The organism is Pseudomonas sp. PDM26 (assembly GCF_019219185.1).
GTDB lineage: Bacteria > Pseudomonadota > Gammaproteobacteria > Pseudomonadales > Pseudomonadaceae > Aquipseudomonas.
Genome location: NZ_JAHUWC010000011.1, coordinates 62883 through 81555, shown reverse-complemented (window position 1 = coordinate 81555; position 18673 = coordinate 62883). Strand labels below are relative to the sequence as shown.

Annotated in this window: 16 protein-coding genes; 5 read left to right on the top strand and 11 right to left on the bottom strand. The window is 60.2% G+C overall.

Features of this window, described 5'->3' with window-relative positions; translation table 11 throughout:
- Positions 1-35 precede the first annotated feature (35 nt).
- Together KW849_RS21085 and KW849_RS21080 are read left to right on the top strand one after the other, a co-directional pair.
- Positions 36-1832 carry an acyl-CoA dehydrogenase C-terminal domain-containing protein gene (locus KW849_RS21085; RefSeq protein ID WP_218431106.1) on the top strand — a complete coding sequence of 599 codons (1797 nt, stop codon included), beginning with the start codon at positions 36-38 and terminating at the stop codon, positions 1830-1832.
- Positions 1833-2045: 213 nt separating this feature from the next.
- Positions 2046-3824 (top strand): acyl-CoA dehydrogenase C-terminal domain-containing protein, encoded by a 1779-nt coding sequence (locus tag KW849_RS21080; protein ID WP_218431105.1) that lies wholly within the window; start codon positions 2046-2048, stop codon positions 3822-3824.
- Between the two features lie 227 nt (positions 3825-4051).
- Here KW849_RS21080 and KW849_RS21075 read toward each other — a convergent pair whose 3' ends face one another.
- Complete coding sequence (locus tag KW849_RS21075) at positions 4052-4981, bottom strand: LysR family transcriptional regulator (protein ID WP_218431104.1); 930 nt, start codon at positions 4979-4981, stop codon at positions 4052-4054.
- Positions 4982-5150: 169 nt separating this feature from the next.
- Between KW849_RS21075 and KW849_RS21070 the strand changes: the two genes are divergently transcribed.
- Both KW849_RS21070 and KW849_RS21065 read left to right on the top strand, forming a co-directional pair.
- Positions 5151-6434 (top strand): aspartate aminotransferase family protein, encoded by a 1284-nt coding sequence (locus KW849_RS21070; RefSeq protein ID WP_218431103.1) that lies wholly within the window; start codon positions 5151-5153, stop codon positions 6432-6434.
- A 204-nt stretch (positions 6435-6638) separates the two neighbouring features.
- A complete protein-coding gene (locus tag KW849_RS21065; RefSeq protein ID WP_003228885.1) occupies positions 6639-6797 on the top strand; it encodes a YqaE/Pmp3 family membrane protein in 159 nt (52 codons plus the stop codon).
- 80 nt (positions 6798-6877) lie between these two features.
- On the opposite strand, the gene KW849_RS21060 is transcribed toward KW849_RS21065, so the two are convergent.
- From KW849_RS21060 to KW849_RS21015, 10 genes are all read right to left on the bottom strand, one after another.
- Complete coding sequence (locus KW849_RS21060) at positions 6878-8704, bottom strand: S9 family peptidase (RefSeq protein ID WP_218431102.1); 1827 nt, start codon at positions 8702-8704, stop codon at positions 6878-6880.
- Positions 8670-9842 carry a pyrroloquinoline quinone biosynthesis protein PqqE gene (gene pqqE, locus KW849_RS21055; RefSeq protein ID WP_218431101.1) on the bottom strand — a complete coding sequence of 391 codons (1173 nt, stop codon included), beginning with the start codon at positions 9840-9842 and terminating at the stop codon, positions 8670-8672. The genes KW849_RS21060 and pqqE overlap by 35 nt, the downstream gene beginning before the upstream one ends.
- A complete protein-coding gene (pqqD, locus tag KW849_RS21050) occupies positions 9814-10089 on the bottom strand; it encodes a pyrroloquinoline quinone biosynthesis peptide chaperone PqqD (protein WP_218431100.1) in 276 nt (91 codons plus the stop codon). Before pqqD ends, pqqE begins: the two co-directional genes overlap by 29 nt.
- Complete coding sequence (gene pqqC, locus KW849_RS21045; protein ID WP_008051584.1) at positions 10086-10838, bottom strand: pyrroloquinoline-quinone synthase PqqC; 753 nt, start codon at positions 10836-10838, stop codon at positions 10086-10088. Before pqqC ends, pqqD begins: the two co-directional genes overlap by 4 nt.
- Positions 10839-10979: 141 nt before the next feature.
- Positions 10980-11891 carry a pyrroloquinoline quinone biosynthesis protein PqqB gene (gene pqqB / locus KW849_RS21040; protein ID WP_218431099.1) on the bottom strand — a complete coding sequence of 304 codons (912 nt, stop codon included), beginning with the start codon at positions 11889-11891 and terminating at the stop codon, positions 10980-10982.
- Between the two features lie 78 nt (positions 11892-11969).
- Positions 11970-12044: a pyrroloquinoline quinone precursor peptide PqqA gene (gene pqqA / locus KW849_RS21035; RefSeq protein ID WP_003444522.1), complete on the bottom strand. Its 75-nt coding sequence runs from the start codon at positions 12042-12044 to the stop codon at positions 11970-11972.
- Between the two features lie 159 nt (positions 12045-12203).
- Positions 12204-14633 carry a pyrroloquinoline quinone biosynthesis protein PqqF gene (gene pqqF / locus KW849_RS21030; protein WP_218431098.1) on the bottom strand — a complete coding sequence of 810 codons (2430 nt, stop codon included), beginning with the start codon at positions 14631-14633 and terminating at the stop codon, positions 12204-12206.
- 48 nt (positions 14634-14681) lie between these two features.
- The gene (locus tag KW849_RS21025; protein WP_218431097.1) at positions 14682-15476 is read right to left on the bottom strand and encodes a carbon-nitrogen hydrolase family protein; all 795 of its coding nucleotides are present in this window, start codon (positions 15474-15476) and stop codon (positions 14682-14684) included.
- A 12-nt stretch (positions 15477-15488) separates the two neighbouring features.
- Complete coding sequence (locus tag KW849_RS21020; RefSeq protein WP_218431096.1) at positions 15489-17171, bottom strand: NAD(P)/FAD-dependent oxidoreductase; 1683 nt, start codon at positions 17169-17171, stop codon at positions 15489-15491.
- 221 nt (positions 17172-17392) lie between these two features.
- Positions 17393-17854: an Lrp/AsnC family transcriptional regulator gene (locus KW849_RS21015; RefSeq protein ID WP_007980298.1), complete on the bottom strand. Its 462-nt coding sequence runs from the start codon at positions 17852-17854 to the stop codon at positions 17393-17395.
- Between the two features lie 128 nt (positions 17855-17982).
- Here KW849_RS21015 and KW849_RS21010 point away from each other — a divergent pair, with 128 nt between their 5' ends.
- The gene (locus KW849_RS21010; protein WP_218431095.1) at positions 17983-18663 is read left to right on the top strand and encodes a peptidase M41; all 681 of its coding nucleotides are present in this window, start codon (positions 17983-17985) and stop codon (positions 18661-18663) included.
- Positions 18664-18673: the final 10 nt, after the last annotated feature.

The window sequence follows — 18673 nt, the reverse complement described above, 5'->3', positions numbered from 1 at the left end:
AGTAGGTTGAAGAACTCTGCCTACGGAGAATGACCATGCCCGAGTACAAAGCTCCCTTGCGCGACATGCGCTTTCTGATCGACCACGTCTTCGACTTTCACGCTAACTACGCCGTGCTGGGGGCCACCGATGCCAGCCCGGACATGGTCAATGCGATCCTCGAGGAGGGTGCGAAGTTCTGCGAAAACGTGCTGTCGCCGCTCAACCGCAGCGGCGATGAAGAAGGCTGTCATTTCGACAATGGCGTGGTCACCACGCCGGCGGGCTTCAAGCAGGCATTCGCCCAATATGTCGAGGGCGGCTGGCATGGCCTGGCGGCGGATCCGGTTTACGGCGGTCAGGGGCTGCCGATCTCTCTGGGCCTGGTGATCAGCGAGATGGTGGGCTCCAGCAACACCTCATGGGGCATGTACCCCGGCCTGACCCACGGAGCCATGTCGGCGATCCACGCCCATGGCACCGAGGCGCAGAAGCAGACCTATTTGAAGAAGCTTACCGCTGGCCAATGGACCGGCACCATGTGCCTGACCGAAGCCCATTGCGGCACCGACCTGGGCATCATCAAGACCCGCGCCGTGCCTGCGGCTGATGGCAGCTACGCGATCTCCGGCAGCAAGATCTTCATCTCGGCCGGTGAGCACGACATGAGCGCCAACATCATTCATTTGGTGCTGGCCAAGTTGCCTGACGCTCCGGCCGGGACCAAGGGCATTTCGCTGTTCATCGTGCCCAAGTTCCTGCCCGATGCGACGGGCGAAGCGGGCGAGCGCAACGGTGTGTCCTGCGGCTCGATCGAACACAAAATGGGCATCAAGGCCTCGGCCACCTGCGTGCTGAATTTCGACGAGGCCAAGGGCTTTCTGATCGGCGAGCCGAACAAGGGCCTCAACTGTATGTTCACCATGATGAACCACGCTCGGCTGGGCACTGGCATGCAAGGGCTGTGTCTGGGGGAGGCGAGCTTCCAGGGCGCGATCAAATACGCCAACGACCGTTTGCAGATGCGCGCGCTGACCGGCCCGAAAGCCCCGGAAAAAGCCGCCGACCCGATTATCGTGCACCCTGATGTGCGGCGGATGTTGCTGACCATGAAGGCCTTCAACGAAGGCAATCGCGCGCTGACCTACTTCACCGCGCAGTTGCTCGACGTTGCACACCTGAGCGCGGACGAAGCGGCGCGTCAGGATGCCGAAGACCTGCTGGCGTTCCTCACGCCGATCTGCAAAGCCTTCATGACCGACACCGGGCTGGAGGTGACCAATCACGGCATGCAGGTGTTTGGCGGCCACGGATTCATTCGCGAATGGGGCATGGAGCAACTGGTTCGCGACTGCCGGATCGCGCCGATCTATGAGGGCACCAACGGCATTCAGGCGCTGGACCTGCTCGGGCGCAAGGTCCTCGGCAGCCAGGGCAAGCTGTTGCGCGGTTTCACCAAAATCGTCCACAAGTTCTGTACGGCGAACGCCGGGCATCCACAACTGGCCGGGTATGTGGCGCAGCTCAATCAACTGAACCGGCAGTGGGGTGAGTTGACCACCAGGGTCGGCATGGCGGCGATGAAAAACCCGGACGAAGTCGGTGCCGCGTCGGTGGATTACCTGATGTACAGCGGTTACATCATCCTCGGCTACCTGTGGTTGCGTATGGCGCTGGTGGCTCAGGCGCAGCTCGATGCTGGCAGCGGCGATAGCGACTTCTGCAGGGGCAAGCTGGCGACCAGCGAGTTTTACTTCAAGCGTCTGCTGCCACGCACGGCCGCTCATCGGGCGGCCATAGAGGCGGGTAGTGATTGCCTGATGCAACTGCCGGCGGAGTTGTTCGCGCTTTAATTAATTTTCAATCCTTAAAAGATCGCAGCCTTCGGCAGCTCCTACCTTAATTGGCGTAGGAGCTGGCGGAGGCTGCGAGCTATTTTCAGTGACTAAAAATAACAAAAACGTCACATGTTGACCCTATGTGTCACAAAAGTTGTTGAGGTACACTCCGAACCAACGAAAACACTCTTCCTGTGAATCACCTGTATAGATCTTGCGAGGTTTGCCATGGCTGACTACAAAGCGCCCCTGCGCGATATGCGCTTCGTCCTCAATGAAGTTTTCGAGGTCGCCAGACTCTGGGCCGAGCTGCCTGCACTGGCCGAGACTGTGGATGCAGAAACGGTCGAAGCCATTCTGGAAGAAGCCGGCAAAGTCACCAGCAAAAGCATCGCACCGCTGAGCCGTGCCGCTGACGAAGAAGGTTGCCATTGGGCGGACGGTGCCGTCACCACGCCGGCAGGTTTCCCACAGGCCTATCAGACCTATGCTGAAGGCGGTTGGGTCGGTGTCGGTGGCGATCCGTCCTACGGCGGCATGGGCATGCCCAAAGCCGTTTCGGCCCAGGTCGAAGAAATGGTCAACTCCGCCAGCCTGTCATTCGGCCTGTACCCGATGCTGACCGCTGGCGCCTGCCTGTCGATCAACGCTCACGCCAGCGAAGAGCTGAAAGCCGCGTACCTGCCGAACATGTATGCCGGCGTCTGGGCCGGTTCCATGTGCCTGACCGAGCCACACGCCGGTACGGACCTGGGGATCATTCGCACCAAGGCCGAGCCTCAGGCCGACGGTTCCTACAAGGTCAGCGGCACCAAGATCTTCATCACCGGTGGCGAACACGACCTCACCGAAAACATCATCCACCTGGTGCTGGCGAAGCTGCCGGATGCACCGGCGGGGCCCAAAGGCATTTCGCTGTTCCTGGTGCCGAAGTTCATGGTCAATGCCGATGGCAGCCTGGGCGCGCGCAACCCTTTGAGCTGCGGTTCGATCGAACACAAGATGGGTATCCAGGCGTCCGCGACCTGCGTGATGAACTTCGATGAGGCCGTGGGTTACCTGGTCGGCGAGCCGAACAAAGGCCTGGCGGCGATGTTCACCATGATGAACTACGAGCGTCTTGGCGTCGGTATCCAGGGCCTGGCCACGGGTGAGCGCTCGTACCAGAACGCCGTGGAATACGCTCGCGACCGTCTGCAAAGCCGTTCGCCAACCGGCGCACAGAACAAGGACAAAGTGGCTGACCCGATCATCGTCCACCCGGACGTGCGTCGCATGCTGCTGACCATGAAAGCCTCGAACGAGGGTGGCCGTGCGTTTTCCACCTACGTGGCGATGCAACTGGACACCGCCAAGTTTAGCGAGGATGCAACCACCCGCAAGCGTGCGGAAGACCTGGTGGCGTTGCTGACCCCAGTGGCCAAGGCGTTCCTGACCGACCTCGGCCTGGAAACCACCGTACACGGCCAGCAGGTTTTCGGCGGCCACGGTTACATCCGTGAGTGGGGCCAGGAACAATTGGTGCGTGACGTGCGCATCACCCAGATCTACGAAGGCACCAACGGCATTCAGGCACTGGACCTGGTCGGGCGCAAGATCGTGGGTAGCGGCGGGGCGTTCTACAACCTGTTTGCCGACGAGATTCGTCACTTCACGGCGACCGCCAGCACGGACCTCGCCGAGTTCACCCAACCGCTGAACGACGCGGTGACCACCCTTGATGAACTGACCGCGTGGTTGCTCGACCGTGCGAAGAGCAATCCGAACGAAATCGGCGCGGCGTCGGTCGAGTATCTGCAGGTGTTCGGTTACGTGGCGTACGCCTACATGTGGGCCCTGATGGCCAAGGCGGCTTTCGGCAAGGAAGCACAAGACGATTTCTATGCCAGCAAACTGGGCACGGCGCGGTTCTATTTCGCTCGCCTGCTGCCGCGCATCCACTCGTTGAGCGCGTCGGTGAAGGCCGGTAGCGAGTCGTTGTTCCTGCTGGATGCAGGACAATTCTGAGCAAGTAGTATTTTGTAAGCATTCTCTTACATAACGTGCTGCTGTTCTCCCATAGATGCAAATTGGATCCAGAGCTAATCTACTTCTCATGGACGTAGCGCAGGAAGCGCAAAGCAACAACAGGGACACGTAGGATTCTGCCAGGACGGCGGAGTGAAATGGATGTCAGGGAAACAGTCTGCAAAGCCCCGCTTCGGCGGGGTTTTCTTTTGCCCAAAGAAAAGTTTCTAGCCCAACCCATCCAGAGTCTGCGCGCTGTCCAAGCGTACATCCGGGCCGTTTATCACGTCTTCCAGCAATGTCCGCAGCAATGCCAGCGAGGCCTGCTGTCGTTGCACATCCCGACACACCAAACCGACTTTCAGCGGTACGCGTGGTTCGCTCAGGGGTTTCCACAGCAGTTCGTGATTGCCATGGGTCTTTTGCGAACGCCCAGGCAGTACCGTCGCCAGGCGCGTGTGCGGCAGGCTGTCAAGGATGCCGGCCATATTGTTCAGTTCGGCTTGCACCTGTGGGCGACGTCCGAGGTTTGTCAGCTGTGCCTGCCAGATCTGCCTGATCTGAAACTCCTCGCCCAGCAGCAACATCGGCAGTTCGGCGGCCTGACTCATGGACACTTTCTTGAATTCACGCAGCGGATGCTCTGCCGGGATGACCAGGGTCAGTTCATCTTCGTACAGCATCACGCCATGCAAGCCTGGCTGGCGGGGCGGTAGATAGCCGATGCCGATATCCAGAGAACCGTTGAGCAGTCGCCGCTCGATTTCCAGCCCGGTCAGTTCATAGATCTGCACCACCAGATGCGGCTGCGCCTTGCGCACCCGCTCGAGCATCTGCGGAACGAGGCTGGTATGCACGGTCTGCAATACACCGATGGCGAGGGTGCGCAGCGCCTGACCCTTGAAGTTGCCGAGCGCTTCCCGTGCCCGTTGCAGGCCATCGAGCAGAGGCAGGGCGTGGTTGTACAGCGTGTGGGCCGCGAGGGTCGGCAACAGGCGTTTGCTGCTGCGCTCAAACAGACTCACATCGAGGTTTTGTTCCAAGTGACGGATTTGCTGGGAGAGCGCCGGCTGGGAGATGGACAGGCGCTCGGCGGCCCGGCCCACGTGGCCTTCTTCATAGACCGCGACGAAATAACGCAGTTGCTTGAAATCCATAAGAATTGCTTATCGAAAATGCTGGGAAATCGAAATGGCTGAACGCCTCGCCTGAGCCTAGTCTAACCGCATACACAGGGCTTACAGGGCCACAGAGTGCGATGAATACCCTTTGCTTCGATGGTGTTTACATAGGTAAGACAAAAAACCTCAAAAGGGTGTTTTTCGAATGAATCTGTTCAGTCTGCGCCGCAGCCCTCCCTGTCTTGATGATCTGGTCATGGACGCCTCCCTGCCATCCCAAGGCGATAACCTTTCCAGCGAGTACTTGATGCCCAGTGTAGAGCGGCCCAAACAGGTGTTTGTGCGTGGCCAGGGTTCATGGTTGTGGGACAGCGATGACCGTGCGTACCTGGATTTTTCCCAGGGCGGCGGGGCCAACAGTCTCGGTCATAGCCCTTCGGTAATTATCAACGCAATCACTGCCCAGGCTCAGTCGTTGATCAATCCGGGTTTCGGCCTGCATAACCGCGCAATGCTCAGCCTCGCCGAACACCTGTGTGCCAGCACCGGCAGTGATCAGGCCTACCTGCTCAATACCGGCAGCGAAGCCTGTGAGGCGGCGATCAAACTGGCGCGCAAGTGGGGTCAACAGCATCGCGGCGGTGCGTCGCGAATCATTGTGGCCAGCAACGGTTGCCATGGCCGCAGCCTGGGGACGATTTCGGCGTCGGACAGTTCGACATTGATCAACCGATTCGAGCCGCAATTGCCAGGCTTCAGTCGCGTTCCTTTCAATGACCTGCCAGCGTTGCATGCGGCCGTGGATGAACGGACAGTAGCGATCATGCTCGAGCCAATCCAGAGCGAAGCCGGCGTGATCCCGGCCACCGCGCATTATCTCAAGGGTGTCGAACGCTTGTGCCGTGAACTCGGCATTTTGCTGATCTTCGATGAAGTGCAAACCGGCATCGGCCGTTGTGGCACCTTGCTCGCGGAACAGTCCTGCGGCGTCACGGCGGATATCGTCGTGCTTGGCAAAGGGTTAGGCGGTGGTGTGCCATTGGCCGCGCTGCTGGCGCGGGGCAAGGCTTGCTGTTTCGACATTGGCGAGGTGACAGGTACTCATCACGGTAATGCGTTGATGACCGCGGCAGGACTTTCGGTGCTCGATACCGTGCAGGACAAGGCTTTCCTCAAACACGTCGCACAAGCCGGTCAACACCTGCGTGAAGGGTTGGAGCGATTGGCCCATCGTTATGATCACGGCGAGTTGCGCGGACAAGGGCTGCTTTGGGGGCTGACGCTGTCGGACGATTCCGCTGACGCGGTGGTCAAGGCCGCGCTGTACGAAGGCCTGCTGCTCAATGCCCCGCAACCCGATTGCCTGCGCTTTACCCCGGCGCTGAATGTCAGCAACGCCAACATCGATGAAATGCTCCTGCGCCTGGCGCGTGCCTTCTCCCGAGTACGCACCGCGCAATTGCAGTGCCGTAAAGGGATTGCCGTCTGATCAGGCGCGACCGCACACATTCCCGAACCGTCTCGCGGTAATACGCACGCCCCACGCTCTGAACTTTTGGCGTGGGGCGTTTTTTTGTCTGCGAAGTTCAACGAAGGGGCGGAGCTTGGGAGTAGAGTGACTGAACCCTGACAAGCGGTACAGGTCGATTAGCTGTAGGGCTCGAACGGGTCCACCCCAATCAGGAGCTGTCCCATGGACTTTATTCGCATCATCATCGCCATCCTGTTGCCGCCACTGGGTGTGTTTCTGCAAGTAGGATTCGGCGGGGCGTTCTGGCTGAATATTCTGCTGACGTTGTGCGGTTACATTCCGGGGATCGTGCATGCGGTGTACATCATCGCCAAGCGCTGAGTTGAGCGTCGGCAGGTAGATCGCCTTCGCGAGCAGGTGCGGCGATTGAGGCGCCACCGTTTCGGCAATGAGCGCGGGCTTCAGTCCACTGAATCCATCACCCGCCGATAAAACAACCACTCCTGCTCCAGCGCATGGGCCTGGTTACCGGCCTTGCGAAAACCGTGGCGTTCGTCTTCATAGTAATGCGCTTCGACCAGGATGCCGTTGTCCTGCAGCGCCGTGACCATGTCGCGGGTCTGCTGCGGGACGACCACGGCGTCCAGTTCCCCTTGAAAGAAGATCACCGGCACGCGGATGTTGCCCGCATGCAGCAGAGGCGTGCGGGCCGTGTAGCGTTCGGCATCCCGCAGAGGATCGCCGATCAACCAGTCCAGATAATCGCTTTCGAATTTGTGGGTCGTGCGCCCCAGCGCCACCGGATCGCTGACCCCATACAGGCTGGCACCGGCGCGGAATACGTTGTGAAATGCCAAGGCGCAAAGGGTGGTGTAGCCGCCGGCGCTGCCGCCGCGGATGAACGCTTTATCGCCATCAATCAAGCCACGTTCGGCGAGATGGCTGACCACCGCGCAAGCGTCTTCGACATCCACATCACCCCAGCTCAAGTGCAGCGCCTGACGATAGGCCCGGCCATAACCGCTGCTGCCGCGATAGTTGAGGTCGGCCACAGCGAAGCCCCGCTGTGCCCAGTACTGGATACGCGGATCGAGCATCGGGTAGCACGCCGACGTCGGTCCGCCATGGATGAATACCACCAGTGGCGGTTGCGCCGCGCCGGTCATCGCCGGGTAGAAGAAGCCGTGTGCTTCGCCTGAGCCACTCGGGTAGCGCAAGGTTTGCGGGCGGCTGATCTGGTCGGGAGCAAGCGGTGCAATGCCGCCGGCCAATACTTTCACTTGCTGGCTCTGGCGGTCGATGGCGATGACGGCGGTTGAACTGACGGGCGACGCCGCGATGCAATAGATGAACTGCTCATCCACGGCGAGATGGCGGAAGCGGCTGTAGGCGCCTGTGAAGTCTGCGCTGGCGTCGCCGCAAATACCCAATCGGCCAAACCCGCCTTCGGTCCAACTGGCCAGATAGCTGTTTTCGTTCAGCGGCACCCAGGTGCAGCCGCCAAGTTGCCAGGGCGCGGGACCATGGTCCGCGGTGCTACATGGCAACGGACTCAGGCCATTTGCGGATTCTAAGAATGGCTGCCAGTATCCGGCGCGATCCGTCAGGCAATACAAGCGACCGCCAGCGTCAAACTGCGGTTGTTGCACAGACTCTTGAACACCGTCGCCCGCCACACAGCGAGCCTCGGCAAACCCGCCATTGGCGAGGCGTTCGGCAACCATCAAGCGGGTCGCTGTCCATGGCTGATCCGGGCGACTCCATTCGATCCAGGCCAGACGCCGGGCATCAGGGCTCAGCGTCGGTGCCGCGTAAAAATCAGCACCTTCGGCCAGCAGGTGACGTGCGCCATCGAACAGGTCGATGGCCACCAGCCGGTGTTGATCGAGATGCTCCTCGACCGCCAGCACCTGCCCGTTGGCGAACCGTAAATCACCATAGCGGCACGCACTGGACGTCAGCCTTTCGGGCGCTTCGCCTTGCAGTGATTGCCGATACAGTTGCTGGTCTGCCTCGTTGACGAAAACGATACCGTCATCCGTCAGACAAAACGCTCCGCCGCCATATTCGTACACGCGACTGCGTACGCTGAACCCCAGTGGCGTCAGACATTTCGCTGCACCGTCACGCCAATGCCAGATCCGGCACGCCGCGTCTTCGGGTCGGTACTCGTTCCAGAACAGGCCCTGCCGACCGACCTGCAGTTCGGCAAAGTCGATACCAGCGGCCACGGCTTTGGCAGCGCTGAAAGGTTCAGCTTTTGGCGATGAGGCGTGAGTTTCGTTCATTGCGAAAGGCCAGTTGGTCGATGGTCTGGGTAGCGTGCCCGGCTTCTTCGCGAGCCTTGAGGATCACGCCATGTTGTGGCGACTTGCTGCACACCGGGTCGGCGTTGCTGGCATCACCGGTGAGCATGAACGCCTGGCAGCGGCAGCCGCCGAAGTCTTTTTCTTTCTCGTCACAGGAGCGGCACGGCTCGGGCATCCAGTCATAACCGCGAAAGCGGTTGAAGCCGAACGAGTCGTACCAGATGTGCTGCATGCTGTGGTCGCGCACATTGGGAAACTGCACCGGCATCTGTCGGGCACCGTGGCAGGGCAGGGCGGTTCCGTCTGGCGTGACCGTCAGAAAAATACTGCCCCAGCCATTCATGCAGGCTTTCGGGCGCTCCTCGTAATAGTCCGGGGTGACAAAAATCAGCTTGCACGGATGCCCTTCGGCTTCGAGTTTGGCGCGGTATTCATTGGTGATGCGTTCGGCGCGCACCAGTTGTTCTTTGGTCGGCAATAGCCCAACGCGATTGAGTTGCGCCCAGCCGTAGAACTGGCAAGTGGCGAGCTCGACAAAGTCCGCTTCCAGAGCGATGCACAGCTCGATGATGCGGTCGATCTGGTCGATGTTGTGCCGATGGGTCACGAAATTCAGCACCATCGGATAACCGTGGGCCTTCACCGCCCGGGCCATTTCCAGTTTCTGCGCAAAGGCCTTTTTCGACCCGGCCAGCAGATTGTTCACCTGTTCGTCGCTGGCCTGGAAGCTGATCTGGATGTGATCGAGACCGGCCTTCTTGAAGTCGCTGATTTTCTGCTCGGTCAGGCCGATGCCGGAGGTGATCAGGTTGGTGTAGAAACCCAGTTTGCGGGCTTCGCCAATCAACTCGGCGAGGTCCTGGCGCACCAGCGGCTCGCCACCGGAAAAGCCCAGTTGCGCGGCGCCCATTTCCCGCGCTTCGCGGAACACCTTGAGCCACTGTTCGGTGCTCAGCTCCTTGCCTTGTTCGGCGAAATCCAGCGGATTGGAGCAGTACGGGCATTGCAGCGGGCAGCGGTACGTCAGCTCGGCCAGCAGCCACAGCGGCAGGCCGATTTCAGGTTTGGGCGGCACTTGCACCAATGAATCAGGCAAGGGTGATCCAGTGCTGCGCACGGGCAACCTCCATGAATTGCTCGATGTCGTCACCGAGCTCGGGCACGCCGGGGAACTGTTGGTCGAGCTCATTGATGATTGCCGCGACATCCCGTTCACCGTCAATCAAACCACCGATCAGCGCGGCACTTTCGTTGAGCTTGATCATGCCTTCCGGGTACAGCAGCACATGGCCTTTTTGCGCCGGTTCGTACTGGAATCGGTAGCCGGGGCGCCAGGTCGGGGTCTTGCTGCGATCGAAACTCATAAGGTGATTCCTTTGTGCCAGACCCGTTCCCCGGTCACGCTGTGATACGGCGGGCGTTTCAGTTCGTAGGCCATGCTCATGGCATCGAGCATGCTCCAAAGAATGTCCAGTTTGAACTGGAGAATTTCCAGCATGCGCTCCTGGCCTTCACGGGTGGTGTAGTGCTGCAACGTGATCGCCAGGCCGTGCTCGACATCACGTCGTGCCTGACCCAGGCGCGTGCGGAAATACTCGTAGCCGGCCGGGTCGATCCATGGGTAGTGCTGCGGCCAGCTGTCCAGGCGCGACTGGTGGATTTGCGGGGCGAACAGTTCGGTCAGCGAGCTGCTCGCGGCCTCCTGCCAACTGGCACGGCGGGCGAAGTTGACGTAAGCGTCCACGGCGAAACGTACGCCGGGCAGCACCAGCTCCTGGGAGCGCAGCTGGTCCGGGTCGAGGCCCACGGCCTGGCCCAGACGCAGCCAGGCTTCGATACCGCCGTCTTCACCGGGCGCGCCGTCGTGGTCGAGCAGGCGCTGAATCCATTCGCGGCGGATCTCGCGGTCAGGACAGTTAGCCAGAATGGCCGCGTCCTTCAGGGGGATGTTCACCTGATAGTAGAAACGGTTGGCGACCCAGCCCTGGATCTGTTCACGGCTCGCCCGGCCTTCGTACATCGCCACATGGTAGGGGTGATGGATGTGGTAATAGGCGCCCTTGGCGCGCAGGGCCGCTTCGAACTCGGCGGGGGACATTGGGGTGTCGGTCATTGCGGTTCTCCGGTGTACAACCGTTGAAATCTTTGGTGTCTGGTCGGACGCTTTCGCGGCGGTGCGGCGATCCGACAAGCCCGCTCCTACAGGTTGACGCGGTCTCTGTAGGAGCGGGCTTGCCCGCGAAGAGGCCATCCGCTACAGCACAATACTCATGCCGTCATACGCCACCTCAACCTGGCGCCGATTCAGCTGCGCACGCTCCGGCGAGTTTTCATCGAGAATCGGGTTGGTGTTGTTGATGTGGATCAGCACCTTGCGCTGCTCGGGCAGTTGTTCCAGCACTTCGAGCATGCCACCAGGGCCGTTCTGTGCCAGGTGGCCCATTTCGCGACCGGTACGGGTACCGACGCCGCGCCGCTGCATTTCATCGTCATCCCACAAGGTTCCATCCACCAGCAGGCAATCGCTGCCGGCCATGATTTCCAGAAGCGGTGCGTCGACCTTGCCCAGCCCCGGCGCGTAGAACAGTTTGCCGCCGGTGTTGAGGTCTTCGACAATCAGGCCGATGTTGTCGCCCGGATGCGGGTCGAAGCGGTGCGGCGAGTACGGCGGCGCGGCACTGCGCAAAGGCAGCGGGGTGAAGCGCAGGTTCGGGCAGGCGGGGATGGTGAAGCTTTGATCGAGTTCGATACGGTTCCAGTTCAGCCCGCCGTTCCAGTGAGTCAGCATGTTGAACAGTGGGAAACCAGTGCTCAGGTCCTCGTGGACCATGTCGGTACACCAGACCTGATGCGGGCAACCCTCGCGCAGCATGAGCAGGCCGGTGGTGTGGTCGATCTGGCTGTCCATCAGGATGATCGCGCCGATCCCGGTATCGCGCAGGGCGCGGCCCGGCTGCATTGGGGCGAAGCTCTGGAGTTGGGCGCGGATGTCCGGGGAGGTGTTGCACAGCACCCAGTTCACGCCGTCATCGGAAATCGCGATGGACGATTGCGTCCGCGCCTTGGCCCGCAGGCTGCCGTTACGAAAGCCTGCGCAGTTCACGCAGTTGCAGTTCCACTGGGGGAAGCCGCCGCCGGCAGCGGAACCTAGAATCTGGACAAACATGGGCGCTCCATCATTTCAACGCTGAAAATAAAACGCCTCGGGATAACCGAGGCGTTAGCTGCAGTCTGCCAAGGCAGATTAGCGGCTGGCGAAGTACATGGTGACTTCAAAGCCGATACGCAGGTCGGTGTAGGCAGGTTTGGTCCAGGCCATAAGTTGAACTCCTTCAGGTGGGGGTGGGATAGCGCTATCTATAGGTATAGTCCACCTCAAATCAGAGATGTTCCAGACAGTTAGGTGGCTATGTTACTCAAAATTTCGAAGGGATTGCCCGTGAAACTTTGAGAAAGCGCCTTACAGCCCCGGTAATGATCATTTTGTCGCTTGCCAGGAATTGCCGGGTGCAGGGCTGTTCGCCAGGCAGCGCCAACCGCCCTCGGCCTGATTCAATCGCTGTGCGGCGGCCAGCAGTTCGGCCCGCTCGATCAGCAGGATTGCCTTGGGCAATTGAGTCAGATAATCCGACGAGCGGCCGGCCAGTTTGCCCTGCCAGAGCAATTCGGCCGCTTGAGCCGTGGTGAGCGCAGCGCTGCAAAACTGATCCGCCAGGGCCTGGCGTTGAGCGTTGAAGGTAGTGTCGTCGAGCGCGTGGATCAGCTCCGGCAATCGATTCAGGAATTGCTCGATGTGTTGCAGCAGCTCCGCCGGCGCAACGCTTGGCGATTGCACGCCGAACAGCAGCCCGGTTTGCCCGTGAATCTGCCGCAGGGCGCTGAACACTGCGTAGCCGAGTTGCAGCTCAACCCGCAGGCGCTGGTAGAACGGCGTCTGACAGAGATGTGCCAGCAAACGCCACGCGGCTTCGTCGGCCATTTCTTCGGTAGCTGTAGGGCAAAACAGCAGCAGCGCGTGCTCGCTGGAGCCGGTATCGACAGTGTTCCACAGACGTTGTGAATGGATCGAAGAGGGTAGCGTCAGCTGATTGTCCGGCGTGCCGGGTATGCGGCTCAAGGCCAGGCCCATGGCTGCTTGAGTCTGAGCCGATAACCCGATGGCCAGCCCATCCCATCGCGCACTCGACCAGAGTTGCTGCAGGTCATCCGAGCTCGCGCTGTGCTCGAGGCAGTGTTCGGGCAATACCTTGAGCAGTTGTCGAATCGGTATTAGCGCAATGCTGGTCGATTCGGATTGTGAGACAGCGGCATCGGGTTTTGTCAGTTCTTTCAGCACATGCTCCAGGACGCTGGGCATCGGCTCCTGTAGCCCGGTCATTTTCAGCAGCCATTCGTTGCCCGACGCGCCGAAGGAAAAATCCACACCGGCCTGGTGCGCGTCTTCGTGCAACGGTTGCAGGTGGTTTTCCAGTCGTGATTGAAGATTGCTGCCGGGAGCCGAGTCCAGGTGCCAGCGCAGATAAATCGCACCTTCAGCACCGTTGTCCGGCCATGCCTGGCTGAATTGCATCGGCGAACGTTCACGACGGCTGCGTGAGCGATCCTGGGCAAAGGTGCGCAGGCCGCGGTGGGCGCTGGTCTGGCCGCGAATCAATCCGGCGTTGGCTGCCGGTGCTTCGCAGCGCAAGAACGGGTTGGGTGCTGGCAATCGCCAGGAGCCGCTGAAGTTATCCACAGCGCCGATTTGTTTGAGGACTTGCTTGAGGGCTGTAACGCCTTGGTCAGATAACCCGACTTCGCGTTGCTCGCTGTCCAGTCGGGCCAGTTGCAAGGCGCTGCTGACTTGTTGCTGGCGCTGGAGCAGGGTTGCGTATTCTTCGCGCAATCGGCTCCAGTCTTGCCTGGCGAAGAAGCCCAGCCAATCCATCAGCCGCTCGCGAATCCCGGTTGCCAATGAGTTGGCGGGCAATGTGAATTCGAAGTGCAGCAAAGCTTGCCCGGCGAATTGATACAGCGACTCGGCCTTCAGTTTTTCGGCCAATCCACGCTCACGCAAATCCGCCAGCAAACCGCCCGGTTTCTCGGCATTCAGCCAATGACACAGAAAGCCCAGTGCTTCGGCGGCGGAGTCGGGTAGCGCTTCGAGGGCAAAAAGCAGGTCCAGTCGGCGCTCGCCAGCCTGTTGATAACTGACGTTTGAGGTCGCCATCAGCGGTGCCGGGGATTGTTGCGAGGCCTTTTCACCGCCGGCAATGACGCTGGCAAATGTCTCGGCCAAACCTCTTAGTTCATCAAGGCTCTGCGGCCCGGCCAGGCTCAAGGTCATCTGCCCGGTCTGGTAAAACCGCTGATAAAAATCCTGCAATGCCTGCTGAAATTCGGGTTGCGACACTGGGAGGCTGTCGCGATTGCCGGCATGGAAACCTCGCAGCGGATGAGCCTCGCAAAGCCCATCGAACAATGCCCGCTGTTGTTGCGCCACCGGATCCTGCGACCAGGCGACAAATTCCGCCTCCAGCACTTCCCGTTCCCGCTGTTGATCGTCCGGATTCATACGTGGATGGGCGAGCATGTCTGACAGACGCTCAAGCCCACCGGTAAACGCTTGAGGTGACAGTTCGAAAAAATAGTCCGTGGTGCGTTCGCTGGTCCGCGCGTTTACTTGGCCGCCATGACTCTGGACGTAGGCCATCAACCCTTGCCCTGCGGGAAAGCGCTCAGTCCCAAGAAACAGCAGATGCTCAAGAAAATGCGCAAGGCCAGGCCACGCCAGCGGCACATCATGGCTGCCCGCGGCGACCCGCAGCGCTGCTGCGCAACGCTTCAAATCAGGGGCATGACGCAGCGTCACCCGCAGGCCGTTGGCCAGGGTTTCAGTGTGGGGGCGAAGGGGATTCAGCGCGGGCATGGGCACTTCCAGAACAGTGAAGTGCCAATGCTAGCGGATAACGATGGATCAGCGCTTGTGTAGTACGCCGTAAAGCTCGGGACGACGATCGATCAGGTAGCGATTGGCGGCGCGGGAGTCGACCATCAACTGACGATCCAACTCACCGACAATCAATGCCTCATCAAGGCCTGCCTGGGCGATACGGCGGCCATCCGGTGCGGCGATGCTGCTCTGGCCACAATAATGGATGTCGCCTTCATGGCCGCAGTAGTTGGCGTAAGCCACATAGCATTGGTTTTCGAAGGCACGGGCACGCACGGTGACATCGGCAACGAAATCGAACGGAATCATGTTGGCGGTCGGCACCAGGATCAGCTCGGCGCCGGCCAGGGCCAGGCGCCGGGCGTTTTCCGGAAATTCCAGGTCGTAGCAGATCAGGAAACCGAGCTTCCAGCCATTGAGCTCAACGACGGGAAACTCGTCTGAGCCGGCGCTGAACATCGAATGATCCAGATCGCCGAACAGATGGGTCTTGCGGTAGTTGCAGATGCGCTCGCCGTTAGAGTCGATCAACTGCACGGCGTTGTAGATCTGCCCATCGGCGGTGCGCTCGGGATAGCCATACAAGATGGCGATCCCGGCAGCCTTGGCAATGCGCGCAATCTGCTGCGCAGATTCGCCGTTATGCACCTCCGCCAGCACGCTGACGGCATCGACGCCGATGTTGTAGCCGGTCAGGAACATCTCCGGCAACACCAGCAAATCGGCGCCTTTGGCTTCCAGCGCCAGCTGTTGCAGGCGTTGCAGGTTGCCGGCGACATCCAGAGGCAGCGGTGGACATTGGTAAAGGGCTACGCGCATTTCGGAATCCTCTTACTCGGGCAGGGCGATCGGTCCGATCTCGTTGAACACATCTCCTGGACCCGGATTCTCGGCGTGAGTTGCACCGCCGAAGTGTTTCATGATGCCCCATACTGCGTTGAGCGAGGTCTGCACCGCGCCTTCAACCCAGGCCGGCGTCCACGAAACATCGTCGCCGGCGATGAAAATCCCGCGTTGTTCGGCTGGCATGTCGTCCTGCATGAAGTGTGCGTACATACGCTGGTTGTAGCGGTAGTGACCGGGCAGGGCGCCTTTGAAGGCACCGAGGAAATGCGGGTCGGCTTCCCAGGACACGGTGATCGGGTCGCCGATGATCCGCGCGGCGATGTCGACTTTCGGGTAGATCTTCTTCAACGCATCCAGCGCCAGCTTCACGCGTTTTTCCACCGGCTGCGGCAGCATTTTCAGCGCGTCGCTCATCCACGAGTACGACAGGCAAATCACCCCAGGCTTGTCGTCGCCGTTGTCGAACAGGTAAGTGCCGCGGGTCAGGCGATCGGTGAGGGTCATGCTCATCAGGTCGCGGCCGGTTTCCGGATCCTTGTCCTTCCAGAACGGGCGGTCGACCATCACGAAAGTCTTCGACGATTGCATGTAGCGAGTGCGGTCCAGGGCCATCCACATTTTTTGCGAGAACAGGGTTTCGTCGCATTCGATCTGGGTGGTCAGCAGCCAGCTCTGGCAGGTGGTCAGTACTGCGGCGTATTCGCGGGTGTCGCCCCAGTTGTCGGTGACGGCGAAACGGCCGCCCGGTGCGTGGGCAATCTTTTTCACGCCGGTACGTGGTGCGCCGCTGTGTAGCGAACTGAGGCTGGTACCCGCCGGCCAATGCGCGCAACGCTCCGGCACATGGCGCCAGATGCCCTGGGGCACCTGTTCCACACCGCCGACCACCAGATGCTGATGGTCGTCGCAGTTGGTCATGACCACGCGGAAGATTTCCAGCATCGAGTTCGGGAAGTCCGAATCCCAGCCGCCGGTGCCGAAACCGACCTGGCCGAACACTTCGCGGTGATGGAATGAGAGCTTGGCGAATGCCTTGGAGGTGGCGACGAAATCGTAAAAGGTGCGGTCGTCCCACAACGGCACCAGGGTGTTCCACAGCTCTTTCAGGCGTGGAACATCACGATCACGGATGGCTTGCTGGATATCGGAGAACTGCGAACCGGCCTCCAGGGCATCGGCCCAGGCGTCAGCCACTTCCTGGAACAGTGCAGGAAGGTCCGAGAGCTTCTGTGCGTAATGAGTCTGGCCTTCGAGGTCGATCACCGTGCTGCCCGAAGCGGGTGTCAGCGGGTTCGGGAACGGTTTGGTTTCCAGGCCGAGCTTGTCGACGTAGTGATAAAACGCGGTGGACGACACTGGGAAGCGCATCCCGCCCAGTTCGGCAATGATGCCTTCGGCGCCATTGAACGCCTGGGAACGCAGGCGGCCACCCATTTTCGAAGCTTCGTAGACGACCGGTTTCAAGCCCAGCTTCATCAACTCATACGCCGCCACCAGGCCGGCGATCCCGCCGCCGACAATCGCCACTTCGGCACCGTGACTATGCTCGGGAATGCTGCCCAGCCCCGCCGGGTGTTCGATCCAGTCGTCGAAGGCGAAAGGAAAGTCCGGGCCGAAAATGGTGACTGGTTTCTTACCGTCTGCAGGATGGCGATTGTTCTTGTTCATGGCTGACCTTACTGGCGACCCGACGCGGAATGCGCATCTGAGTATAGGAAAAGATGCCAGCCATTCTAGAGAGCGCGGAGCACGTTAATAAGACGCAAAGTGTCGTCGTTTTGCCAATTTATTGGTCGATATGACGTAATTGATGTGCACACTGACCACTGTAGGAGCTGGCTTGCCAGCGAAGAGGCCCGACCAGACACCACAGAGCCATGGGTAAAAACTCAAACCGGCTGCCCCCGATCAATCTTGCTGCTCAAGATGATCGAAGTCGTGGTCTTCTCCACCCCATCCACACTGCCAATCTGATCCAGCAACTGATCCAGCTGCTCCGGCGAATCGGTGCGCAACCACGCCACATAATCAAACTCGCCACTCACCGCACACAATTGCTGCACCTGCGCCATCGCGCTCAGGCGTCGCAACACTTCCTTGCCGGAACGCGGCTGTACAGTGATCCCGACATACGCCTGCAACCCGCCATCCACCACCCGCTGACCGAGGCGCACACCGTAGCCGGTGATCACTTTGGCCTTTTCCAGCCGCGCCAGGCGCGAAGTGACCGTGGTACGGGCGATGCCCAGTTGCCGGGCGAGCATGGCCACGCTCTCGCGGGCGTTGATCTGCAGGGCTGCGATCAGTTGGCGATCGATTTCGTCGAGAACAGGGGGGCGAGTGTCGGGCAACGGCGTGGCTCCAGAGGCGTGAATCAATGGTCCAGCATGTTACAGGCTCGTTCGACGCGACGCTTGTGGCCGAAAGAGAGTGGGCAATCGACTAAGATTGATGCAGTCGAGGGTGAGAGGCCAAGGACATGACAACAAAGCTACCTGCTGCTGTACGGGACCGTGCGTTGCAGATCGCCCATCACGAAATGGGGCACTACGTGGTGGCCCGCGCCCTGGGATTTGAAACGGGTGGCGTGACGCTGACAGTGACCAAGGATTTGCGGCACCAGGGAGGGGCCTCCATTACGTTGGTGCGCCCCATTTCGTCGGTGCAAGCCATGAAGGAACATCTGGAAGCCCGGATGATGGTGCTCCTGGCTGGCGCAATGGCGCAGACACTGCCTTCAAAACCTTCAGCCGTAAAACGCGTCGATAAACCCAAAGCCACCGCCATCCTCAAAGGCGAGCAGGGGGCGGAACAGGATTACGCAAAAATCAGGGAGCTTCAGCATCTGCTGCGCAACATCGCCTATCCCGATACCGATCCAGCGTCGTCTGAGCACATAGCGGCGCAGCTTAAAGCGATGACTGATCGGGTGTGGGATCGGACGCAAAAAATCATTGAGGATCAGGCCGGGACGATTGCCGAATTAGCCTTGGCGCTGGTGGACAGAATGGCCATCGTGGAGCAGTGGGGGCGGGCGGCGGATACATATGAGGTCGTGTTGACGGGGCAGATGCTGGAACAGTTGCGGGCAGTGCAGGCTATTCCTTCGCTGCATGTTTGGACTGACAGTTGCAGTGATGTCGTTCAGCACTGGAAATAACGAAGGGGCG

Bases quoted from the DNA above. Each gene is read 5' to 3' on its own strand.
- KW849_RS21085 (WP_218431106.1), top strand. From the start codon at position 36: ATGCCCGAGTACAAAGCTCCCTTGCGCGACATGCGCTTTCTGATCGAC.
- KW849_RS21080 (WP_218431105.1), top strand. From the start codon at position 2,046: ATGGCTGACTACAAAGCGCCCCTGCGCGATATGCGCTTCGTCCTCAAT.
- KW849_RS21075 (WP_218431104.1), bottom strand. From the start codon at position 4,981: ATGGATTTCAAGCAACTGCGTTATTTCGTCGCGGTCTATGAAGAAGGC.
- KW849_RS21070 (WP_218431103.1), top strand. From the start codon at position 5,151: ATGAATCTGTTCAGTCTGCGCCGCAGCCCTCCCTGTCTTGATGATCTG.
- KW849_RS21065 (WP_003228885.1), top strand. From the start codon at position 6,639: ATGGACTTTATTCGCATCATCATCGCCATCCTGTTGCCGCCACTGGGT.
- KW849_RS21060 (WP_218431102.1), bottom strand. From the start codon at position 8,704: ATGAACGAAACTCACGCCTCATCGCCAAAAGCTGAACCTTTCAGCGCT.
- pqqD (WP_218431100.1), bottom strand. From the start codon at position 10,089: ATGAGTTTCGATCGCAGCAAGACCCCGACCTGGCGCCCCGGCTACCGA.
- pqqC (WP_008051584.1), bottom strand. From the start codon at position 10,838: ATGACCGACACCCCAATGTCCCCCGCCGAGTTCGAAGCGGCCCTGCGC.
- pqqB (WP_218431099.1), bottom strand. From the start codon at position 11,891: ATGTTTGTCCAGATTCTAGGTTCCGCTGCCGGCGGCGGCTTCCCCCAG.
- pqqF (WP_218431098.1), bottom strand. From the start codon at position 14,633: ATGCCCGCGCTGAATCCCCTTCGCCCCCACACTGAAACCCTGGCCAAC.
- KW849_RS21025 (WP_218431097.1), bottom strand. From the start codon at position 15,476: ATGCGCGTAGCCCTTTACCAATGTCCACCGCTGCCTCTGGATGTCGCC.
- KW849_RS21020 (WP_218431096.1), bottom strand. From the start codon at position 17,171: ATGAACAAGAACAATCGCCATCCTGCAGACGGTAAGAAACCAGTCACC.
- KW849_RS21010 (WP_218431095.1), top strand. From the start codon at position 17,983: ATGACAACAAAGCTACCTGCTGCTGTACGGGACCGTGCGTTGCAGATC.